General features: G+C 74.1%; 20 protein-coding genes and 2 pseudogenes. 15 read left to right on the forward strand and 7 right to left on the reverse strand.

Annotation, left to right across the window (positions count from 1 at the left end):
* Positions 1-184 precede the first annotated feature (184 nt).
* The 3 genes and pseudogenes from QIS99_RS32280 to QIS99_RS03615 all read left to right on the forward strand — a co-directional run.
* Positions 185-547, forward strand: a pseudogene (locus QIS99_RS32280) (Clp protease N-terminal domain-containing protein); the annotation flags it as partial.
* 52 nt (positions 548-599) lie between these two features.
* Positions 600-1,070, forward strand: a pseudogene (locus QIS99_RS32285) (AAA family ATPase); the annotation flags it as partial.
* Positions 1,071-1,087: 17 nt separating this feature from the next.
* Positions 1,088-1,369, forward strand: coding sequence for a hypothetical protein (locus QIS99_RS03615; protein WP_282510287.1), 282 nt, complete (start codon positions 1,088-1,090; stop codon positions 1,367-1,369).
* Between the two features lie 107 nt (positions 1,370-1,476).
* Here QIS99_RS03615 and QIS99_RS03620 read toward each other — a convergent pair whose 3' ends face one another.
* Complete coding sequence (locus QIS99_RS03620; RefSeq protein ID WP_282510289.1) at positions 1,477-1,950, reverse strand: GreA/GreB family elongation factor; 474 nt, start codon at positions 1,948-1,950, stop codon at positions 1,477-1,479.
* 289 nt (positions 1,951-2,239) lie between these two features.
* On the opposite strand from QIS99_RS03620, the gene QIS99_RS03625 reads away from it, so the two are divergent.
* From QIS99_RS03625 to QIS99_RS03645, 5 genes are all read left to right on the forward strand, one after another.
* Complete coding sequence (locus QIS99_RS03625; protein ID WP_282510776.1) at positions 2,240-3,082, forward strand: M55 family metallopeptidase; 843 nt, start codon at positions 2,240-2,242, stop codon at positions 3,080-3,082.
* An 11-nt stretch (positions 3,083-3,093) separates the two neighbouring features.
* A complete protein-coding gene (locus QIS99_RS03630) occupies positions 3,094-4,446 on the forward strand; it encodes a M20/M25/M40 family metallo-hydrolase (protein ID WP_282510291.1) in 1,353 nt (450 codons plus the stop codon).
* Between the two features lie 170 nt (positions 4,447-4,616).
* Entirely contained in the window at positions 4,617-6,620 is a 2,004-nt protein-coding gene (locus QIS99_RS03635; RefSeq protein WP_282510293.1) for a prolyl oligopeptidase family serine peptidase, read from the forward strand.
* Positions 6,617-7,549 (forward strand): S66 peptidase family protein, encoded by a 933-nt coding sequence (locus QIS99_RS03640; RefSeq protein ID WP_282510295.1) that lies wholly within the window; start codon positions 6,617-6,619, stop codon positions 7,547-7,549. The genes QIS99_RS03635 and QIS99_RS03640 overlap by 4 nt, the downstream gene beginning before the upstream one ends.
* A 258-nt stretch (positions 7,550-7,807) precedes the next feature.
* The gene (locus QIS99_RS03645) at positions 7,808-9,640 is read left to right on the forward strand and encodes a CocE/NonD family hydrolase (RefSeq protein ID WP_282510297.1); all 1,833 of its coding nucleotides are present in this window, start codon (positions 7,808-7,810) and stop codon (positions 9,638-9,640) included.
* A gap of 57 nt (positions 9,641-9,697) precedes the next feature.
* On the opposite strand, the gene QIS99_RS03650 is transcribed toward QIS99_RS03645, so the two are convergent.
* Together QIS99_RS03650 and QIS99_RS03655 are read right to left on the reverse strand one after the other, a co-directional pair.
* A complete protein-coding gene (locus QIS99_RS03650) occupies positions 9,698-10,051 on the reverse strand; it encodes a VOC family protein (RefSeq protein ID WP_282510299.1) in 354 nt (117 codons plus the stop codon).
* Between the two features lie 139 nt (positions 10,052-10,190).
* A complete protein-coding gene (locus tag QIS99_RS03655; RefSeq protein ID WP_408909471.1) occupies positions 10,191-11,036 on the reverse strand; it encodes a class I SAM-dependent methyltransferase in 846 nt (281 codons plus the stop codon).
* A 166-nt stretch (positions 11,037-11,202) separates the two neighbouring features.
* On the opposite strand from QIS99_RS03655, the gene QIS99_RS03660 reads away from it, so the two are divergent.
* Positions 11,203-12,822: an ABC-F family ATP-binding cassette domain-containing protein gene (locus QIS99_RS03660; protein ID WP_282510301.1), complete on the forward strand. Its 1,620-nt coding sequence runs from the start codon at positions 11,203-11,205 to the stop codon at positions 12,820-12,822.
* 33 nt (positions 12,823-12,855) lie between these two features.
* On the opposite strand, the gene QIS99_RS03665 is transcribed toward QIS99_RS03660, so the two are convergent.
* Together QIS99_RS03665 and QIS99_RS03670 are read right to left on the reverse strand one after the other, a co-directional pair.
* Positions 12,856-14,442 carry a PTS ascorbate transporter subunit IIC gene (locus QIS99_RS03665; RefSeq protein WP_282510303.1) on the reverse strand — a complete coding sequence of 529 codons (1,587 nt, stop codon included), beginning with the start codon at positions 14,440-14,442 and terminating at the stop codon, positions 12,856-12,858.
* A 26-nt stretch (positions 14,443-14,468) separates the two neighbouring features.
* The gene (locus tag QIS99_RS03670) at positions 14,469-15,269 is read right to left on the reverse strand and encodes a PTS sugar transporter subunit IIA (protein ID WP_282510305.1); all 801 of its coding nucleotides are present in this window, start codon (positions 15,267-15,269) and stop codon (positions 14,469-14,471) included.
* Between the two features lie 91 nt (positions 15,270-15,360).
* Here QIS99_RS03670 and QIS99_RS03675 point away from each other — a divergent pair, with 91 nt between their 5' ends.
* The 5 genes from QIS99_RS03675 to QIS99_RS03695 all read left to right on the forward strand — a co-directional run bounded on the left by QIS99_RS03675 (position 15,361) and on the right by QIS99_RS03695 (position 19,527).
* Positions 15,361-15,585, forward strand: coding sequence for a DUF6158 family protein (locus tag QIS99_RS03675; RefSeq protein ID WP_282510307.1), 225 nt, complete (start codon positions 15,361-15,363; stop codon positions 15,583-15,585).
* A 5-nt stretch (positions 15,586-15,590) separates the two neighbouring features.
* Positions 15,591-16,166 carry a TIGR03086 family metal-binding protein gene (locus QIS99_RS03680; protein ID WP_282510309.1) on the forward strand — a complete coding sequence of 192 codons (576 nt, stop codon included), beginning with the start codon at positions 15,591-15,593 and terminating at the stop codon, positions 16,164-16,166.
* A gap of 244 nt (positions 16,167-16,410) precedes the next feature.
* On the forward strand, positions 16,411-16,974 hold the full coding sequence (locus QIS99_RS03685) for a hypothetical protein (protein ID WP_282510311.1): 564 nt from the start codon (positions 16,411-16,413) through the stop codon (positions 16,972-16,974).
* 100 nt (positions 16,975-17,074) lie between these two features.
* Complete coding sequence (locus QIS99_RS03690; protein ID WP_282510313.1) at positions 17,075-18,322, forward strand: aminotransferase class I/II-fold pyridoxal phosphate-dependent enzyme; 1,248 nt, start codon at positions 17,075-17,077, stop codon at positions 18,320-18,322.
* Positions 18,319-19,527: an MBL fold metallo-hydrolase gene (locus tag QIS99_RS03695; protein WP_282510315.1), complete on the forward strand. Its 1,209-nt coding sequence runs from the start codon at positions 18,319-18,321 to the stop codon at positions 19,525-19,527. Before QIS99_RS03690 ends, QIS99_RS03695 begins: the two co-directional genes overlap by 4 nt.
* Before the next feature lie 4 nt (positions 19,528-19,531).
* Here the strand turns inward: QIS99_RS03695 and QIS99_RS03700 are convergent, their stop codons facing one another.
* Positions 19,532-20,146 carry a DedA family protein gene (locus tag QIS99_RS03700; protein WP_282510779.1) on the reverse strand — a complete coding sequence of 205 codons (615 nt, stop codon included), beginning with the start codon at positions 20,144-20,146 and terminating at the stop codon, positions 19,532-19,534.
* Positions 20,147-20,181: 35 nt separating this feature from the next.
* A complete protein-coding gene (locus QIS99_RS03705) occupies positions 20,182-20,955 on the reverse strand; it encodes an MBL fold metallo-hydrolase (protein ID WP_282510317.1) in 774 nt (257 codons plus the stop codon).
* Between the two features lie 154 nt (positions 20,956-21,109).
* On the opposite strand from QIS99_RS03705, the gene QIS99_RS03710 reads away from it, so the two are divergent.
* Positions 21,110-21,514, forward strand: coding sequence for a hypothetical protein (locus tag QIS99_RS03710; RefSeq protein WP_282510319.1), 405 nt, complete (start codon positions 21,110-21,112; stop codon positions 21,512-21,514).
* Positions 21,515-21,567 lie beyond the last annotated feature (53 nt).

Consider the following 21,567-nt stretch of genomic DNA (forward strand, 5'->3'; position numbering starts at 1 on the left):
GGCCTTTCCACGGTGGTTCTCCGGTTGCGCGCGTACGGGGGCGGGGCTTGAGTTGAAGGACCGTGGCTGACCTCCCGCTTGCCCTGCGCACCTGCCCGACGCACCTGGAGCTGTCGTGTCGATGTCCTCCTTCGGTTCTGGCCCCTCCGACCCGTTCAGTGAGATGTTCAACCGGTTCTTCGGCATGTCGCCGCAGTCCTCGCCGCCGGCGGTGCAGCGGGTGCCGATCGGGCGCCTCCTGACGGAGTCCTCGCAGGAACTCCTGAACCTGGCGGCCCGGCGCGCCGCCGACGACGGCACCGCGGACCTGGACACCGAACACCTCCTGTGGGCCTGCACCAAGGTGGACCCGGCGCGCTCCCTGCTCGCCCAGGCCGGGCTGGACCCGCAGGCCCTCGGCGACCGGATCGCGAAGGTGCTGCCCAGCGAGTCCGGCCGGCCCTCGGCGGAACCCGGCCTGACCCCCGCCGCCAAGCGCACCCTCGGCAGCGCGTACGCCCTGTCCCAGCAGGCGGGCGTCTCGTACATCGGCCCCGAGCACGTCCTCGGCGCACTCCTGGACGACACCGACTCGGGCGCGGGCCGGTTCCTGCGCGCCGACGGTCGACTTCCGGCACTGCGTCGTCATCATGACGTCCAACATCGGCGCGTACCGCATCCTCGCCCACGAGGGCGACGCCGCCGAGCTCAAGGACGAGCTGATGGAGGACCTGCGGGGCCGGTTCCTGCCCGAGTTCCTCAACCGCATCGACGACATCATCGTCTTCCACAGCCTCACCCAGGACGACCTCGCGCAGATCGTCGACCACCTGCTGCGGCGCAGCGAACACCGCGTCCACGCACAGGGGTTGAAGCTGGAGGTCACCGAGGCCGCGAAGAAGCTGCTCGTCGCCCACGGGTACAAGCCCGAGTTCGGCGCCCGCCCGCTGCGCCGCACCATCCAGACCGAACTCGACAACCGCATCGCCGCGCTGCTCCTCGGCGGCGAGGCGGACCCCGGCGACACGATCGTCGCCGACGTCGAGAACGACTCCCTGCACTGTTCGATCCGCAAGGCCGAGGCGGCCTGACCGGCGGAGGAGGACCCATGGCACACCACCACAAACCCAACAGGGCGGTCGAAGGAGAACCGGGCACGGGCCAAGGCCGGGGGATGCCCCGGCGGCCCGACGAGCGGCAGCTGGAACAGCGCACGGACCGCGAGCGGCGCGCGGCCGGCCTGGACGGTCCCGTACGCCTGAGCGCGGATGCGCAGTACGAGGAGGTGCACGCGGAGATCGACCACCAGGTCGGCCGGGGCGAGCTCCGCGCCGGCCACATGACCCGCAAGGCGCGCGACCCGTACCCGCCCAGCCGCTACGGGCGCTGAGCACCGCGGGCCGCAACGGGGACGGGGCGCCGAGCGCACGGCCGAACCTGCCGAACGTCGGCGCCCGGTGCCCCTCCGCCCCTGGCTCCCTGGCCGGGGGCGGAACCTCAGCCCCGCCCCCCGATGGAAACGATCACCGCCGTGGCGGGCCCGTCCGGGGTGTCGTAGTGGACGCTGTCGCCCGTGCGGAGGCCGAGGAGGGCGCCGCCCAGCGGGCTGTCGGAGGTGACAAGCGTCGGGTCGAGCGCCTCGGCCACCTCGCCGATCTGGACCGTCTCCTCGCTCCCGTCGGCGAACCGCAGCGCGACGCTGCTGCCCACCCCGACCTGGTCCGTGCGCGCGGGCCCCGCCACGTCGGCCTGGTGGAGGCGGACCGCCAGGTCCTTGATCCGGACGTCGAGGTGCGAGAGCCGCTCCGCGCGCTCCAGCTCGTCGGCCCGGTCGGCGTGGTCGCCCGCCGTGTCTGAGACGGTCCCCGCCAGGGACTCGGCGACCAGACGGCGTTCGGCGCGCAGGCCGGCGAGCTCCTGCTCGATCGCCAGTCGGGCCTCGGCACTGATCGGCTGGGCGTCACCGCTCATGGCTGCTCCTGGGTGGGAAGGGCTGTGGGAGGGGCTGTGGGAGGGGCTGTGGGGGGGCTGTGGGAGGGGAGGGGAAACGCGCCCCTCAGGCCAACAGCTCCCATTACACGCGCGTCACGCCGAGTCCGCGACACGGCGTGTCGGCAGGTGACAGGGTTGGCAACGACGAGCAGCCGAGCAGACCGGGACGACCGAGCAGACCGGCATGACCGAGCACGCAGGGACGGCCGAGCACACCGGGACGGCCGAGCACGCCGGGACGGCCGAGCACACCGGGACGGGAGACCGCATGAAGATCCTCATCAGCGCCGACATGGAAGGCGCCACCGGCGTCACCTGGCCGGCCGACGTACTGCCGGGAACCCCGCAGTGGGAACGCTGCCGCGCGATGTTCACCTCCGACGTGAACGCGGCCGCGCTCGGCTTCTTCGACGGCGGCGCCGACGAGGTGCTGGTCAACGAGGCCCACTGGACCATGCGCAACCTGCTCCTCGAACAGCTCGACGAGCGCGTCCAGATGCTCACCGGGCGGCACAAGTCGCTCAGCATGGTCGAGGGCGTGCAGTACGAGGACGAGCGGGCCGTCGACGGCATCGCGTTCGTCGGGTACCACACCGGCGCCGGGGCGGACGGCGTTCTCGCGCACACCTACCTGGCCAACTCCATCACCGGCGTCTGGCTGGGCGGCGAACGCGCCGGCGAGGGCCTGCTCAACTCCCATGTGGTGGCCGAGTACGGCGTCCCCGTCGTGCTCGTCACCGGAGACGACCTGACCTGCGAGGACGCCCTCGGCTACGCGCCGGAGGCGCTGAAGGTCGCCGTCAAGGACCACGTCTCGCGGTACGCGGCGGTCTGCCGCACCCCGGCCCGTACCGCCACCGACATCAGGGCCGCCGCGAAGGAGGCGGCCGCGCTCGCGGTGCGCCATGAGCCGGTGCACGCCGGGCCGTTCACCGTGGAGGTCGAGTTCGACGCCGCGCACCTCGCGATGGCCGCGACGGTCGTGCCGGGCGTACGGCAGCACGCGGAGCGCAGGGTGATGTACACCAGCGAGACGATGTACGAGGGCATCCGCACGTTCAAGGCCGTCACCACGATCGTCTCGGCCGCAGTGGAGGAGCAGTATGGCTGAGGAGGAGCAGTATGGCTGAGGAAGCGATCGCAGGGGCGCCGGGCACCGGGGTGGACGCGCAGGCGCTCGACGAAGTCGTGCGTTTCACCAGCGAGTTGATCCGTATCGACACCACCAACCGGGGCGGCGGCGACTGCCGCGAGCGCCCCGCCGCCGAGTACGCGGCCGCTCAACTCGCCGGCGCGGGCCTCGAACCGGCCCTCCTGGAGCGCACCGAGGGCCGCACCAACGTCGTCGCCCGCCTCCCCGGCACCGACCCGGGCGCCGACGCGCTGCTCGTCCACGGCCACCTGGACGTCGTCCCCGCCGAGGCCGCCGACTGGCAGGTCGACCCGTTCTCCGGCGAGGTCCGGGACGGCGTCGTCTGGGGCCGGGGCGCGGTCGACATGAAGAACATGGACGCGATGATCCTCGCGGTCGTACGCGCCTGGGCCCGCGCGGGCGTACGGCCACGGCGCGACCTCGTGATCGCGTTCACCGCCGACGAGGAGGCCAGCGCGGTCGACGGCTCCGGCTTCCTCGCCGACCGGCACCCCGGCCTCTTCGAGGGCTGCACGGAGGGCATCAGCGAGTCCGGCGCCTTCACCTTCCACGCCGCGCCCGACCTGCAGCTCTACCCGATCGCCGCGGGGGAGCGCGGTACCGGCTGGCTGAAGCTGACCGCGCGGGGCCGGGCCGGGCACGGCTCGAAGGTCAACCGCGCGAACGCGGTGTCCCGCCTCGCGGAGGCCGTCGCGCGGATCGGCGCGTACGAGTGGCCGGTGCGCCTCACCCCGACGGTGCGCGCGTGCCTCGCCGAACTGGCGCGGCTGCACGGCCTGCACGTGGACGTGACCGCCCCGGACTTCGACGCGGACGTCCTGATCGGCAAGCTGGGCCGCGCCGCGGAGCTGGTCGAGCCGACCGTGCGGGGGAGCGCCAACCCGACGATGCTGCGGGCCGGTTACAAGGTCAACGTGATCCCCGGCGTGGCCCAGGCGCACGTCGACGGTCGCTTCCTGCCGGACGGCGAGGAGGAGTTCCGCGCCACCCTCGACGCGCTGACCGGGCCGGACGTGGACTGGGAGTTCGACCACCGCGAGGCCGCCCTGGAGGCGCCGGTCGAGTCGCGGACGTTCGCGCGGATGCGGGCCGCGGTCGAGGAGTTCGCGCCTCAGGGGCATGTGGTGCCGTACTGCATGTCCGGCGGCACGGACGCCAAGCAGTTCTCCCGCCTCGGCATCAGGGGGTACGGCTTCTCCCCGCTGCGGCTGCCGCCCGGCTTCGACTACCAGGCGCTTTTCCACGGCGTGGACGAACGGGTGCCGGTCGACGCGCTGCACTTCGGGGTGCGGGTCCTGGACCGGTTCCTGCGGACGGCTTAGGTCCTGTCCCGCGAAGATCCGCCGGACAGGCCCCAGGCAAGCGAACGGCTTCGGGACAGTTCCCCGCGCCCCGACGGGGCACGTGAATTCAGCCCCTCCGGCGAGGACTTCGGGAAGGGACGGGTGGGGAAGGAAGAACCCGGCGCACTCGACCACAGAAAGTGGGGGACATGATCAACACCGCTCCGTACGGGGCATGGGAATCACCCATCGACGCCGAGCTCGCGGCCGCCCACGACGGCGCCCCGGAGTACCTCGCCTTCGTCGGTGAAGAAGTGTGGTGGACGGCGCCCCGCCCCACCGAGTCCGGCCGCCGCGCCCTCGTCCGCAGAGCCCCCGACGGCACCGAGGAGCCGGTGCTGCCGCCACCGTGGAACGTCCGCAGCCGCGTCGTCGAGTACGGCGGCGTGCCCTGGACCGCGGTGCCCGGACCGGACGGCGGCCCGCTGCTGGTCTTCGTGCACTTCGCCGACCAGCGCCTCTACGCCTACGAGCCCGACCGCCCCGGCGCCGTGCCCCGCCCCCTCACCCCCACCTCCCCGCTCGGCGGCGGACTGCGCTGGGCCGACCCCGTGCTCCGGGCCGACCTGGGCGAAGTCTGGTGCGTACGGGAGGAGTTCACCGGCGAGGGACCGAGCGACGTGCGCCGCGGCATCGCCGCCGTACCGCTCGACGGATCCGCCGCCGAGGACCGCGCGCGGGTGCGGGAACTCACCGACGGCCCGCACCGCTTCGTCACCGGCCCCCGGCTGAGCGCCGACGGCCGCCGCATGGCGTGGCTCGCCTGGGACCACCCGAGGATGCCGTGGGACGGCACGGAACTCCGCGTCGCCGAACTGGACGCGGACGGCACCGCGTACGGGGCACGGACCGTCGCGGGCGGCCCCGACGAGGCGATCGCCCAGGCCGAATGGGCCGAGGACGGCACGCTCCTTTACGCCTCGGACCGCACCGGCTGGTGGAACCTGTACCGGACCGACGTACCCGGGAACGCCGGCGCCCCCGCCGGACCCCCGCTCGGACTCTGCCCCCGTGACGAGGAGTTCGCCGGCCCGCTGTGGCAGGTGGGCCTGCGCTGGTTCGCGCCGCTCGCGGGCGGCCCGATCGCCGTGCTCCACGGCCGGGGCGCCACCGCCCTCGGCATCCTCGACCCCGGAACCGGAGAGGTCGCCGACGCCGCCGGACCCTGGACCGAGTGGTCGCCGACCCTCGGCACGAACGGCACGCGCGTCGTCGGCGTCGGCGCGGGCCCGCACACCGCCCCCGAGGTCGTCGAACTGTGCACGGCGACCGGCCGCGCCCGCGCCATCGGCGCCCGGCACACCGACCCGGTGGACCCCGCGTACTACCCCGAGCCGCAGATCCGCACCTTCGCGGGACCCGGCGGCCGGGACGTGCACGCGCACGTCCACCCGCCGCGCAACCCCCGCCACCGCGCCCCCGACGGGCACCTCCCGCCCTATGCGGTGTGGGTGCACGGCGGGCCCACCGGCCGCGCGCCGCTCGTCCTCGACCTGGAGATCGCCTACTTCACCTCGCGCGGCATCGGCGTGGTCGAGGTCGACTACGGCGGGTCCAGCGGGTACGGCAGGGAGTACCGGAACCGGCTGCGCGAGCAGTGGGGCGTCGGGGACGTCGAGGACTGCGCCGCCGTCGCCCGCGCCCTCGCCGACGAGGCCGCCGCCGACCCCGGGCGGATCGCGATCCGCGGCGGCAGCGCGGGCGGCTTGACGGCGGCCGCCTCCCTCGCCACGGCCGACGTCTACGCCTGCGGCACCGTCAAGTACCCGGTCCTCGACCTCACCGCGTTCGCCACCGGCGAGACCCACGACTTTGAAGCGCACTACCTGGAGTCCCTGGTCGGCCCGCTCGCCGAGGTCCCGGCCCGCTACCGCGACCGTTCGCCGGTACGGCGCGCGGACCGCGTCACCGCCCCGTTCCTGCTGCTCCAGGGCCTGGACGACGTGATCTGCCCGCCCGCGCAGTGCGAGCGGTTCCTGGAGCAGATGAAGGGCCGCGGCGTGCGGCACGCCTACCTCGCCTTCGCCGGAGAGGGCCACGGCTTCCGCCGCGCGGACACCATGATCCGCGCCGTCGAGGCCGAACTCTCCCTGTACGCCCAGGTGTTCGGGTTCGAGCCGGCGGGCGTGCCGCGCCTGGAGCTCAAGGCGTGAGGGCCCTGACCCGCCCCCGCCGGCTCGTCCCCGGCGACCGGGTGGCCGTCGTCGCGCCCAGCGGGCCCGTGCCCCGGGACCGGCTCGCCGCCGGGCTCGACGTGCTGCGCGGCTGGGGCCTCGACCCGGTCGTCGCACCCCATGTCCACGCCGGACACGGGCGGTTGGGGTACCTGTCCGCCGCCGACCGGGAGCGCGCCGCCGACCTGGAGCGGGCCTGGTGCGACCCCGCCGTCGCGGCCGTGCTCTGCGCCCGCGGCGGCTACGGCGCCCAGCGCATGGTCGACCTGCTCGACTGGGACGCGCTGCGCGCCGCCGGGCCCAAGGTGCTGGTCGGCTTCAGCGACATCACGGCCCTGCACGAGGCGTTCGCCCTGCGCCTCGGCCTCGTCACCCTGCACGGCCCGATGCCGGCCGCCGCGGACTTCCTCGCGAGCGCGCGGGCCCGCGACCACCTGCACGCCACGCTGTTCGCGCCCGAGTCGACCCGTACGGTCCGCGGCCTGCCGGGCGTCGCCCCGCTCGTCCCCGGGCGCACGAGCGGCGTCACCTTCGGCGGCTGCCTGGCCCTGCTCGCCGCGGGCCTGGCCACGCCGACCGGCCGCTCCTCGGGCCGCGGCGGCCTGCTGTGCGTCGAGGACACCGGCGAGGACCCGTACCGCCTGGACCGCAACCTCACCCAACTCCTCCGCTCCGGGCTGCTCGACGGCGTCGCCGGGGTCCTCCTCGGCTCGTGGGCGGAGTGCGGCCCGTACGCGGAGGTCCGCGCCGTACTCGCCGACCGCCTCGGCACCCTCGGCGTCCCGGTCGTGGAGCGCTTCGGCTTCGGGCACTGCGCGGACGCGGTGACGCTGCCGCTGGGGGTGCGGGCGGAGCTGGACGCGTCCGCGGGTGAACTGCGGCTCGCGGAACCGGCGTTGCGGGGGTAGGGCGCTCTCCGGTCCGCGGGCGCCCGGGGCGCCGTCCGGCTGCGGCGCCGCCGTGGTCGCCCGCGCAGTTCCCCGCGCCCCCGGCGGGGCATGCGCCCCGGCCCGCCTCACTACGCCACCCTCGCCTTCACTGAATCTCCGTCAATTACACCGACGCACCCCGTGCACGACCGTTGACCCCGTCATGACACGTGTCACAGCATGAGCGCGGCCCCGGCTTACCCGGCGGTAATTTCGCTCACTCGTGGAGGTCGTGCGTTGTCCCGTTCCGGTGCGCGTTCCCGTATCCCCCTGACCCTCTCCGTCGGCATCGCCGCGGCCGCCGTCTCCGCACCCCTCGCCCTCGCGGCCCCCGCGCACGCGGCACCCGGCACCCAACAGGCCGCCGCCGACGGGGAGTTCACCGTCACCCCGCTGAAGTTCACCGTCGACGCGGGCGGCCGCACCTGCACCGTGGACGCCGACCTCTACCGGCCCGCCGGGGTCGACGCCGAACACCGGGCGCCCGCCGTCCTCACCACCAACGGCTTCGGCGGCAGCAAGGCGGACGGGTCCACGGACGCCACCGCCGGGGCCTTCGCCGAGCGCGGCTACGTGGCGCTCGCCTACTCCGGGCTCGGCTTCGGCAAGTCCGGCTGCCCGATCTCCCTCGACGCCCCGGAGCACGACGGCCGCGCCGCCTCCCACCTGGTCGACTTCCTCGCCGGGACGCGCGCCGCCGACGACGGCACGAAGGCCGACTACGTCAGCGCGGACGCGGCGGGCGACCCGCGCGTCGGCATGATCGGCGGCTCGTACGGCGGCGCCATCCAGCTGGCGACGGCCGCGCAGGACCGCCGGGTCGACGCCCTCGTACCGCTGATCACCTGGAACGACCTCGCGTACTCCCTCGACCCGAACAACGCCGCCCAGTCCCAGGAGTTGGGCGGCGTCTCCTCCGACACTCCCGGCGCGTACAAGTACCAGTGGACAGGCGGCTTCTTCCTCATCGGCGAGGCGCAAGGACTGCTCCACCCGAGCCTCGACCCGTCCCGGCTCGGCGACTCGGGCTGTCTGCACTTCGTGGCCGGCGCCTGCGAGACGAAGCGGCTGCTCGACCAGAAGCGGTACCCCGCCGAGCGCACCGCCGAGATGCTGCGGTATGCACGCAGCGTCTCGCCCGTCTCCTATCTGGACCGGGTGCGTGCGCCCACGCTGCTCGTGCAGGGCCAGGCGGACACGCTGTTCAACCTCAACGAGGCGACGGCGACGTACGAGACGCTGAAGGAGCAGGGCACCGAGACCAAGATGATCTGGCAGTCCTGGGGCCACAGCGGCGGCATGACCGACCCCGCGTCCGGCGAACTGAACCTGGGCGAGGGCAACTTGGAGACCTCCTACGTCGGCAAGCGCATCCTCGCCTGGTTCGACCGCTACCTGCGGCACCAGAAGGGCGTCGACACCGGGCCGGACTTCGCGTACTACCGGGACTGGCGGCCGGGCCCGGACGCCTACGGCACGGCGGACACGCTGCCGGCGCTGTCGCAGACGCTGTACCTGTCCGGCGACGGCAAGCTCGTCGACGACCGCGCCAAGGTGGCCCGCGGCAGCCGCGAGTACCGCAACCGGCTGGTGCCGACCAGCCACTCGGAGAGCTCCCTCGCCGGGATCATCGGCCTCGGCGACCCGGCCCCGCGCGACACCGAGGGCACCTATCTCGACTGGACCAGCGAACCCCTCACCGAGGCCACCGATGTCGTCGGCGCCCCGAAGGCCACCCTCAAGGTGATCTCGCCGAAGACCGAGCGGGTGCAGGACTCCGGGGACGCGGCGGACCAGCTGGTGCTCTTCGCGAAGCTGTACGACGTGGCGCCCGACGGCACGAAGACCCTGGTGCACCGCCTCGTCGCGCCCGCGCGTGTGCCGGACGTGACCCGCGAATTCACCGTGACCCTGCCGGGCATCGTGCACCGCTACGAGAAGGGCCACCGCCTGCAGTTCGTGATCGCCGCCAGCGACGACGCGTACTACGGCAACCGGGGCGTGAAGCCGGTGACCGTCACCCATGAACCCTCGGACACGGGAGTGCTGCGGCTGCCGGTGGTGCGGTAGCCGTACGGGCCGGGGGTTAGGGCCTGTCCGGCACATTCAGCCCCTCCGGGGGAAAGTTCAGGCCGCCGGACGCCGGTCCGCGTACTCGAAGATCGCGCCGTCCGGGTGCAGCGCGATCAGGTTGCGGCCCACCGGCGTCGCCACGGGGCCCGCGACGACGCGGCCGCCCGAGGCGGTGAGGACCTTCTGGGCCTCGTCCACGTCCGGCACGGCCACCGTCGCCGTCACCTTGCGCAGCACCTCCAGCTCGGCGGCGGGACCGCTCATCAGGAGGAAGCAGCCCACCGCGGCCACGGACACCCCACCGCGGTCGGAGCGTTGCGCCGCGGCGCCGGTCAGCTGCTCGTAGAACGCGACGGCGGCGTCCAGGTCATCGACGCAGATGCGCAGCGTGGTACCCAGGATTTCCATACGGGGCAGGGTAGTTGGCGTACCCGGCCAGGCGCACCTCACTCCGCGTACGCCGCCGCCCCCTCCCGCCCCGCTGAATCACCTTCCAGGGGTGGATTCCGGCCGCGTGCCGGGCCCGCCGTGGCGGAGGCGGGTGTGCTCACACCCGGCAGAGCAGCTCCCCGTGCAGCACCGCGAACCACCCGTCCGCCTGCTCGCCCCACGCCCGCCACGCGTCCGCGATCGCGGCCAGCCGTGCCGCGTCCGCGTGGCCGGACTCGGTGGCGCGGCGGGCGTACGAGGAGTCAGTGGTGCGCTCGGCCCACAGGCCGCTCCACCAGGCGCGCTCGTCCGGTGTGCTGAACGTCCACGTCGAGGACGACGCCGTGATGTCGGTGAAGCCCGCCTCCAGGGCCCAGGACTTGAGCCTGCGGCCCGCGTCCGGCTCGCCGCCGTTGGCGCGCGCCACCCGCTCGTACAGCTCCAGCCAGTCGTCCAGGCCGGGCGTGTGCGGGTGCCAGGTCATCGCCGCGTAGTCGGAGTCGCGTACGGCGACGATGCCGCCGGGCCTCACCACGCGCCGCAGCTCGCGCAGCGCCTGCACCGGGTCGCCGACGTGCTGCAGCACCTGGTGGGCGTGGGCCACGCAGAAGGTGTCGTCGGGGAAGCCGAGGGCGTGCACGTCGGCGACCGCGAACTCCACGTTGTCCAGGCCCCGTTCGGCCGCAGTGGCGCGGGCCTGCTCCAGGACCCCGGGCGCCGCGTCGACGCCGGTGACGTGGCCCTCGGGGACCAGGGCGGCCAGGTCTGCGGTGATGGTGCCGGGTCCGCAGCCGACGTCCAGGATGCGCATGTGCGGCTTCACTGCGCCGACCAGGTACGCGGCGGAGTTGGCGGCGGTCCGCCAGGTGTGCGAGCGCAGCACGGACGCGTGGTGCCCGTGGGTGTAGACGGCGGCCTCCCTCGGCATGGCGGTCTCCCTCGGCATGGCGGTCTTCCTCGGCATGGCGGTCTTCCTCGGTTGGCCGGCCGCTGGACGGCCCGGACGCGATGCCCGCACCGTACGCGACCATGTCGAATAATGAGACCCATCGTCTCGCAGTACGGACAGCGGGGCTGGGGGCGGAAACGCGTTTGCCCCGCTCGCGGCCGCCCGTCGAGAATGCGGAACCATGGGTCACTTGGAAGCCGCACACCTCGAATACCACCTCCCCGACGGGCGCACGCTGCTCGGCGACGTCTCGTTCCGGGTCGGTGAGGGGGCGGTCGTCGCCCTCGTCGGGCCGAACGGCGCCGGGAAGACGACCCTGCTGCGGCTCCTCTCCGGCGAGCTGCAGCCGCACGGCGGCGCCGTCAACGTCACCGGCGGCCTCGGCGTCATGCCGCAGTTCGTGGGCTCCGTACGCGACGAGACCACCGTCCGCGACCTGCTCGTCTCCGTCGCCCCGCCGCGCATCCGGGAGGCCGCGCAGGCCGTCGACGCCGCCGAGCACGCGATCATGACCGTCGACGACGAGGCCGCCCAGCTCCAGTACGCGCAGGCCCTCTCCGACTGGGCCGAGGTCCAGGGCTACGAGGCCGAGACCGTGTGGGACATGTGCACCACGGCCGCCCTCGGCGTCCCGTACGACAAGGCCCAGTTCCGCGAGGTCCGCACCCTCAGCGGCGGCGAGCAGAAACGCCTGGTCCTGGAGTCGCTGCTGCGCGGCACCGACGAGGTGCTGCTCCTCGACGAGCCGGACAACTACCTCGACGTGCCCGGCAAGCGCTGGCTGGAGGAAAAGCTCAAGGAGACCCGTAAGACCGTCCTCTTCGTCTCCCACGACCGCGAACTCCTCGCCCGCGCCGCCGAGAAGATCGTCAGCGTCGAACCGGGCCCGGCGGGCGCCGACGCCTGGGTGCACGGCGGCGGCTTCGGCACGTACCACGAGGCCCGGCGCGAACGCTTCGCCCGCTTCGAGGAGCTGCGCCGCCGCTGGGACGAGAAGCACGCCCAGCTGAAGAAGCTCGTGATCAACCTCCGCCAGGCCGCCGCCGTCAGCCACGAGATGGCGTCCCGGTACGCGGCCGCGCAGACCCGGCTGCGCAAGTTCGAGGAGGCCGGGCCGCCGCCCGAGCCGCCCCGCGAGCAGGACATCACGATGCGCCTGCACGGCGGCCGCACGGGTGTGCGCGCCGTGACCTGCGCGGCCCTCGAACTCACCGGCCTGATGAACCCGTTCGACCTGGAGGTCTTCTACGGCGAGCGGGTCGCGGTCCTCGGCTCCAACGGCTCCGGCAAGTCCCACTTCCTGCGCCTGCTCGCCGGTGACGGTGTGGCCCACACGGGGCAGTGGAAGCTCGGCGCGCGCGTCGTCCCCGGCCACTTCGCGCAGACCCACGCCCACCCGGAGCTGTTCGGCCGCACCCTCCTCGACATCCTGTGGCGCGAGCACGCCCAGGACCGGGGTGCGGCGATGTCCCGGCTGCGGCGGTACGAGCTGACCGCCCAGTCCGAGCAGCACTTCGAACGGCTCTCCGGCGGCCAACAGGCCCGCTTCCAGATCCTGCTCCTCGAACTGGAGGGCTGCACGGCCCTGCTCCTCGACGAGCCGACGGACAACCTCGACCTGGAGTCCGCGGAGGCCCTCCAGGAGGGCCTGGAGTCCTTCCAGGGCACGGTCCTCGCGGTCACCCACGACCGCTGGTTCGCGCGTTCCTTCGACCGGTATCTGGTGTTCGGGGCGGACGGCCGGGTGCGGGAGTCCCCGGAACCGGTGTGGGACGAGCGCCGGGTCGAGCGCGCGCGCTGATTTCCCCGCCCCCCGCCCCGCGCCCCTGTGGGGTTACCCCGGCGGAGGCGGGGGCTTCGGGGCACCCTCCGGCGGCGCAAGCTTCGCGTACGAGGGAGCCGACGAGGGAGTCGACGGGAGAGTCGGCGAGGGCGCCGCGCCCTCGCCGGGCTCCGGGGCGCCGTCCCGCGGAAAATACGCGTCCCGCCCCGCCCCCGGATCCCACCCCGCATCCACCACCCGCTTCTGCATCACGATCGCCGCCACCAGCACCACACCCCCGACGACCAGCATCAGCACGACACCCCCGACCTCCCCCGCCTGCGCCGCGTACCCGACGACCGAGCCGAACCAGCCGAAGTCCGCGTCGCCGAACGTCGTGTTCTCGTCGCCGAACGCGCCGAGCACCTTCAGCAGCAGCGCCGGCAGGAACGTGATCAGGACACCGTTGAGGAACGCCCCGACCACCGCCCCGCGCCGCCCGCCCGTCGCGTTGCCGTACACCCCGGCCGCGCCGCCCGTGAAGAAGTGCGGCACCAGACCCGGCAGGACGAGCGCGAGCCCGAACGCCGGGTTGAACACCGCCGTCAGCAGCCCCAGGCTGACCAGGCCGCCGATGAAGCTGGCGATGAACCCGATGAGCACCGCGTTCTGCGCGTACGGGAAGACGATCGGCGCGTCGAGGGACGGCACCGCCCCCGGCACCAGCTTCTGCGCGATGCCCTGGAACGCCGGCACCAGCTCGCCGAGGATCGTCCGGACGCCGAAGAGGATCACCGCGACCGCGATGCCGAACTGCAGGCCCTGCATCACCGACTGCATCAGGTAGTCGCCGACGTCCGCGGCCGCCGGGGCGGTGTCGCTCGCGAACGCCTTGAACGCGGTCTCCTCGCCCGCCTTCACCAGGAACACGACCGCCATGACGAGATAGATCAGCAGCATCGACAGGGCGGTGGCCACCATCGAGTCACGCAGGAACCGCAGCCCCTCCGGCAGCTTCATGTCCTCCGTCGACCGGCTCTTCCTGCCGACCAGCTGACCGGCCGCGCCCGCCGCGATGTACCCGGCGGTGCCGAAGTGCCCGATCGCCACGGTGTTGTTGCCGGTCACCCGCTTCGTCCACGGGTGCGCGAACGCAGGCATCGCGACCAGCATGATGCCGAGCAGCACCCCGCCGACGACCACCACGACCACCGAGGCGTGTCCGGCCGTCGCGAGCACCATCGTCAACAGCGTTGCCATGAACAGCATGTGATGCCCGGTCAGAAACACGTACCGCAGCGGTGTGAACCGCGCGAGCAGCAGGCTCACCGCGAAGCCGAGGATCATCAGCCACGCCACCCGCGCCCCGTACTCGGCCTGCGCGATGCCGACGATCGCCTCGTTGGTGGGGATCACGCCGTGCGCGCCGGTCGCGCCCTGGATCATCACGCCGAGCGGGGCGAGCGAGCCGACGACGAGGCTCGCGCCCGCGCCGATCAGCAGAAAGCCCAGCGTGGCCTTGATGGCGCCGCCGACGACCTGCCCCACCGACCTGCGCAGCGCGATCAGGCCGGCCGCGGTGATCAGCCCGATCAGATAGGCCGGGACGCTGAGGATCTCGTTGACGAGGAACTTCGCGATCGATACGAGTACGTCCACGCCGTCACTCACTCCCGTCCACGCCGTCACTCACTCCCGTCCGCGCCGGACACGTCGTACGTGTCCCGCAGCACCCCGTCCACCTCGCCCGTGGAGGTGAAGTCCTCGACCACCTTCACCGGGACGCCCACGTCGCCGAGGGTGCGGGCGATCTCCCGCGAGGTGAGGATCGCGGCCGCCTCGGACGCCTTGCCCTTGGCGGAGATCGTGTCCGTCGCCTCCACGGTCACGTACCGCGACCAGCCCCAGCGGTCCAGGACCTGCTCCAGGGTGTTCTTGAGGAACAGGCTGGTGCCGACGCCGTTGCCGCACACGGTGAGGATCTTGTGCATCCCGTGCCCGGAAGGCGCAGTCCTCGTCCGGGCCTTCGCCGGCCGGGCGGTTCCGCTCAGCACCGCGTGCAGGGCCTGCGGGGTGGGCGCCTCGCGCAGCGCGGCCGCCGTCGCCGGGTCGCCGAGCAGCCGCGCCAGGGCGGCCATCGCGGCGGTGTGCTCGCTCGCGTCCTTCGCGGCCAGGCCTACGACCAGCTCCACCGGGTCGTTCGTCTCGTGCCCGAACTCCACCGGCTCCGCGAGCCGCACCCACGCCATCCCGGTCCGCAGCACCGCGGGCGAGGGGCGCGCGTGCGCGAAGGCGAAACCGGGGGCGACCACGATGTACGGGCCGCTCGTAGCGACGTTCTCGATCATCTCCGTGGTGTACGCCTCGGTGCTCGCGCCCGTCGCAACCATCAGGTCGCCCACGGCACGCACCGCGCCCCGCCAGTCGGCCGCGCGGACATCGAGTCGTACCGCCTCCACGGGAAGCAGGTCACTCAGCTCAGCCATGCAAAGGATCTTCGCACGGGTGCGCGGATCCGTCGCCCCGTGGAGAGTAGGCATCACGGGTACCGCGCCCGACGCCCCGAAGGAGACGGACATGACCGGAGTGGACCCCGCGCAGCTCGACGACCGGACGCTGCTGCGCGAACTGCAGACCCTGCACAACACCCGCCACGACACACTCCTGCACGGCTCCGACGAGGCCCTCACGGCGCACACCGCACGCCAGACGGCCCTGGAGAACGAGTACCTGCGCCGCCACCCGGACCGGCCCATCGCCTCGGCCCGCACACGCGACGGCGCCCGGGCGAGGAAGGACTGACCGCCATGGCACACAGGACACTGCTCGCCCGGCACGCCGAGGCCCTCGACGCGTTCACCGACCGCGTGCACAAGGTCGCCGCCGACCAGTGGGACGCGGCCACCCCCTGCACGGACTGGACCGTCCGCGACCTCGTCAACCACCTCACCGCGGAACAGCTGTGGGTCCCGCACCTCGTCCGCGACGGCGCCACGATCGCGTCCGTCGGCACGGCCTACGACGGCGACGTGCTCGGCGACGACCCCGTCGCGACCTGGGACGAGGCCGCCGACGCCGCCCGCGCCGCGTTCGCCGGACCCGGCGCGCTCGACGGCACGGTCCACCTCTCCTACGGCCCGTCGCCCGCCGCCCACTACTGCGGCCAGATGGTCACGGACCTCGTCGTCCACGCCTGGGACCTGGCCCGCGCGATCGGCGCCGACGAGCAACTCCCGCGCCCGCTGGTCGACTTCGCGGTCCGCGAGGTCTCCCCGTACGCGGCCGACCTCACGAAGAGCGGCCTCTTCGCGCACCCGGTGGAACCACCCCCGAACGCGGACGTCCAGACAAAGCTCCTGTGCCTGCTGGGCCGGCGCCCATAGCCCCGAAGGCCCATAGCGCCGAAGGTCCATAGCCCCGAAGGCCCATAGCACCGAAGGCCCATAGCCCCGAAGGCCCGCAGCACAGAAGGACCGCAGCCAACCGACGGTAACCGGCCCGGCTACGCCCGCCCCCCACCGCAGACCCCCCGAATGGTGCCCGCTCACAGGCGGTTGAGGAACGCTCAGGTTTCCATGGCTCCAAGGCGCCGCCCCCCACCGCGCCCCAGGTCCCGAAGGAGCCCCCATGCGTACCGCCCGATCCCTCGCCGCCACCACCGCAGCCTGCGCGGTCGTCCTCGGCGCCGCCCCCTTCGCCGCCGCGGGGGAGACCTCCGCCGAGGTCAGCCCCCGTACCGTCGCACCCGGCGGGACCCTGACGATCTCCGTGTCCTGCCCGTCGACCGGGGGCAACCCCGCGCCCGGCAGCATCGCCGCGAACTCGCAGGCCTTCGCCAAGGGCAGCGTCCGGCTGCGCAAGGTCAAGAACGCCTCGGTCCCCGGCGTCGGCCCCGCCTACCGCGGCACCGCCCGCATCGCCGACACCCGCGGCTCCACCGGCAGCGGCCCCAACGGCGTGGGCGGCAAGTCCGAGTGGACCGTCGACGGGTCCTGCCCGCACGACGGCCAGTGGAGCGCGAGTTTCACCGTCTCCCGCGCGTCCCACCAGAACAAGGGCGTACGCGGCGGCCTCGGCGGCAGCTTCACCGACTCGCAGACCACGATGCTCACCGGCGGCGTCCTCATCGCCGGCGCCCTCGGCTACGCGTACTACCGCACCCGCCGCCGGGAAGAGCCCCCGCAGGACTGAACGGCGGCGGGGCCGGCGGGGCTGCGGCGCGGCGCGGACGGCGGTAAGCAGGGACCTACGGACGCGCGTGCGGACGTTCACCACTCTCGCGGAGGCTGGCATGCGGCGGACGGACCCGGCGGGCCACGGACCCGTCCGCTACGCGCCGCCCGCACCCGAGCAGGGCCTGCCCGTGCTGCCCCGCCTCGCCGAAGTCCTCGCCGCGGCGCCCGACCGCGCACCGGCCGAAGTGCCGGGCGGCTCGGAGGAGTTGCGGCACGCGGCGAGCGGCTACTGGCGGCGCCGCGGACTGCCCACCGACCCCGGCCGCACCGCCGCCGCCCCCGGCGCGGCCCCGCTGCTGCTCGCCGTGACCACCGCGCTCGCCGGTGACGTACTGCTGCCCCGGCCGTGCCCCGCCTGGTGGGCGCCCGCGGCGCGGCTCGTCGGCCGGCGCACGTACTCCGTGGCCACGCCCGCCGAGTGCGGCGGGGTTCCCGACCCGTACGCCCTGCTCGAAACGGTACGGAGAGTGCGCGCCGAGGGCGGGCGGCCGCGGGTGCTGCTGCTCAGCGTCGCCGACGACCCGACCGCCACCGTCGCGCCGCCCGAGGTGCTGCACGAGACCGTCGAGGCCGCGCTCGGCGAAGGGCTGCACATCGTCTCCGACGAGACCTGGCGCGACACGCTGCACGACCCGCACGACACCGTCCTCATCAGCCCCGCCGAGATGGCCCCGGCCCATGTCACCGTCCTCGCCGACCTCGCGGGCGGCCTGCTGCCCGGCGACTGGCCCGCCGCACTCGCCCGCTTCCCCGACACCCCGGACGGAGCCGAGCTGCGCGCCCGCGCCCTGGACGCGCTCACCGGGCTCGGCGCGGTCGTCGCCGCCCCGGTGTCGGCGGCCGCCGCGTACGCGCTCGCCGAACCCGAGGAGGTCACCGCGCGCCGCGCCGCCGCCGTCGCCCTGCACGCGCGCGTGGCGGCCGCCGCGTACCGGCTCGTGCGGGACGCCGGGGCGTTCGCCCGCCCGCCGCAGGCCGGCCGGCACCTGTACGCGGACCTGGGACCGCTGCGGGCCGGGCTCGCCCGGAGCGGGGTCGGCGACGCGATGGAGCTGGAGGACCACCTCACCCGGGCCCTCGGCACGCCCGTGCCCGGCGGTCACCGCTTCGGCGACGAGCTGGGCGCGCTGCGCGTCCGCGTCTCCCTCGCGCCGCTGACCGGACGTACGCCCGAGGAGCGGCTGGCGACGCTCACCGCACCGGAGCCGCTCGCATTGCCGCACGTACAGGGAGCGTTGAGCATGTTCGGAGCGGCCCTGGACGCGGTCCGGGACGACGCCCCACGAAGGGAGCCGCCTCGATGACGCAGCAGTCCGAGTCGACGCCCACTCCTTCCGCGGCCTCTCCCTCCCGTCCCGCGGCCTCCCGTCCCGCGGCCTCCCGTCCCGCGGTGACCGCGCCCCCCGTGGAACGGCTCCCCGAGGCCGCCCTGCTCGGCGACGTACGCCCGCTCGGAGGCGTACGCCCGCTCGGCGAGGTGCGCCGCTGGCCGAGGAGTTTCGCGGACCGGCTGACGGCGCCGCTGCCCGGCGTGAAGGCGCTGGCCCGCTTCGCCCGCGAGGGCGCCACCCGGCCCGACGCGAAGGGGCTCGCCGACATCCCCCTGCTGCCCTTCGAACCGGGCCCGCTGCCCCGGCCCACCGCCACCGACCTCGCGGTCACCTGGGTGGGGCACGCCAGTTGGGTCGTCGGCATCGGCGGCCTCACCGTGCTCACCGACCCCGTGTGGTCACGCCGCATCCTCGGCATCCCCGCCCGGATCACCCCGGCGGGCGTGGCCTGGCCGGCGCTGCCGCGCATCGACGCCGTCGTCATCAGCCACAACCACTACGACCACCTCGACGCCCCCACCCTGAAGCGGCTGCCCCGCGACACTCCGCTGTTCGTCCCGGCCGGGCTCGGCCGCTGGTTCCGGCGCCGCCGCTTCACGTGCGTGACGGAGCTCGACTGGTGGGAGGCGGTCCAACTGGCCGGGGTGCGCTTCGACTTCGTGCCCGCCCACCACTGGTCCAAGCGCACCCTGACCGACACCTGCCGCTCCCTGTGGGGCGGTTGGGTCCTCACCGACCAGGGGACCGGCCGCACGCTGTACTTCGCGGGCGACACGGGCTACGGCCGCTGGTTCACGGAGATCGGCCGCCGCCACCCCGGCATCGACCTGGCGCTGCTGCCGATCGGCGCGTACGACCCGCGCTGGTGGCTCAGCGACGTCCACTGCGACCCGGAGGAGGCGGTACGCGCGGTGACGGACCTCGGCGCGGCCCGCCTGGCCCCGATGCACTGGGCCACGTTCCTGCTCTCCGCCGAGCCGGTCCTCGAACCCCTGGGGCGGGTACGCCGCGCGTGGGCGGAGGCGGGCCGCCGGCGCGAGGACCTGTGGGACCTGGGGGTGGGCGCTTCGCGGGTATTCGGCTCCGCGGCCGAGTCGGCGGCGTCCTTGGCGTCGGAGGAGGCGGCGGAGGCGGCGGACTCGGCCGAGCAGGCCGGGAGCCGCGTGGCGGGGGCCTGAGACCTCAGGCCCCGGAAGCCCGAGCCCCCCGCATCCGTCGCCAGACCGCCGGCCCCGTGCTGATGGCGATCGTCAGTGCGACGGCCGCCACCACGCCCTGCCACGGTTCCGGGAACAGGGAGCCGCCGAGGATGCCGATCACCTGGTACGTCGCCGCCCACGCCAGGCACGCCGGTGCGTTGCCGCGTACGAAGCGCCGTAGGGGCATCTTCGCGAGCAGGCACGCCAGCATCACCGGGATCCGCCCGGCCGGCAGGAGCCTGGACAGCACCAGGACCGCCACCCCGTGCGCGTCCAGCCTGGCCCGCGCCCGCGCCAGCCGTTCCTCCGGCGCCCGCTCGCGCAGCGCCCGCAGCCAGCGCGAGCCGTTCTTCGAGCGCAGGCCGCGCCGGCCGAGCCAGTACAGGCCGACGTCCCCGAGGAACGCCGCGCCCGCCGCCACCAGGAACACGAACAGCAGCGACAGCGGCGCCGAGTGATGGAACGCCACCACCGCCGCCGAGCTCACCAGGGCCCCCGTCGGCACCACCGGCACCAGCGCGCCGATCACCACAAGCAGGAACAGCGACGGATAGCCCACCGCCTGCTGCGTCGACTCGGTCGGCACCTGCGCCGCCAGCTCCCGCCCGAGCTCCCACCCCCGTACGCCGAGCTTCACTTGGCGACCTCCGGGCGGACGCTCTCGCCGTGCCCGAGCCGGTGCACGGCCACCTCCGGTGCGAGCCGGGCCGCCTGCCGGGCGAACTCGTCACCCGGCGCGTGGAACTCGTGCGGCCGGACCGCGTCCAGGCCGATCGGCCAGTACGTGCCGTAGTGCACCGGCACCGCGGACCGCGGCGCGATCCGGGCAAGCGCCACCGCCGCGCGCCGCGCGTCCAGGTGCCCGTGCCCGAGGTACGGCCCCCAGCCGCCGACCGGGAGCAGCGCCACGTCCACCTCGCCCACCTCGTCCGCGAGCGAGTCGAACAGGCCGGTGTCCCCCGCGAAGTACGTGCGTGCGGCGCCGCTCACCACGAAGCCGAGCGCCGGACAGCGGTGCGGTCCGAGCGGCAGCCGCCGTCCGTCGTGCAGCGCGGAGACCGCCCGTACCGTCAGCCCGCCCACCGGCACCTCGTCGCCGGGTGCGACCTCCGTGACGTCGAGGCCGGTGAGGCGGCGCAGGCCCGGCACCGCCTCCGGGGCGCCGCGCGGCACCAGGAGCCGGGTGCCGGGCGGGAGTTCGGCGAGCGAGGGCAGGTGCAGGTGGTCGGCGTGCAGGTGCGAGACGAGCGCGACGTCCGCCACCCGCGCGCGCGGCGCCGGCGCGCCCCCGCGGCGCCGCCGCAGATGGGCGAGGCGGCGGGCGAACAGCGGATCGGTGAGGACCCGTACGCCCGAGTCCTCGACCGTGCACGTGGCATGGCCCCACCAGGTGATCTCCACCGGCACGTACGGCCTCCTTCCGCCCTTGCGCGGTCTGCTCCGAGCCTACGGCCAGGGCCTGCCGTTCGGATCTGGCCGGATCCGGTCCGCGCCCGCGGCAAGGTCCGAACGGCAGGCCCTGGTAGTAGGGTCGGCGGACGCAGGGACAGGAGGGGACGGCATGGGGGAGCTGAAGGTGGCGGCCATCGCCAGCCTGATGCCGCTGGAGGAGCTGGACCGGGAGCCGTTCCTCGTGGACTCCCGCAGCCAGTACGCCATGTGCGCGCGCTGGGCCGCGGACCGCGGTTACGTGGTGACACGTGAACTGCTCGTGCACCGGCTGCGCACCGACCACCTCAGCCTCTGGGCGGACGTCGAGGCGGGCCTCGTCGACCTGTTCGTGACGCCGAGCCGGCGCGTCCTGGAGCGGGCCCTCGCCTCGGTGGACGAGTTCACCCGGGAGTGCGTACGGCGCGGGGTGCGCGTGGAGACGGCGGGCCTCGACGAACCGTCGTACGACGCGGAGATGAAGGCGCGGGTGCATCGGAGGCTGTCGATGCCGACGGCGGGGTACGACGGCTGCTGAGCCTGCCCGGCCGACGGCGGTCTTTCGGGAAGGGGCGGGAAGGGGCGGGAAGG

This window comes from Streptomyces solicavernae, from assembly GCF_029968095.1.
Lineage (GTDB): Bacteria > Actinomycetota > Actinomycetes > Streptomycetales > Streptomycetaceae > Streptomyces > Streptomyces solicavernae.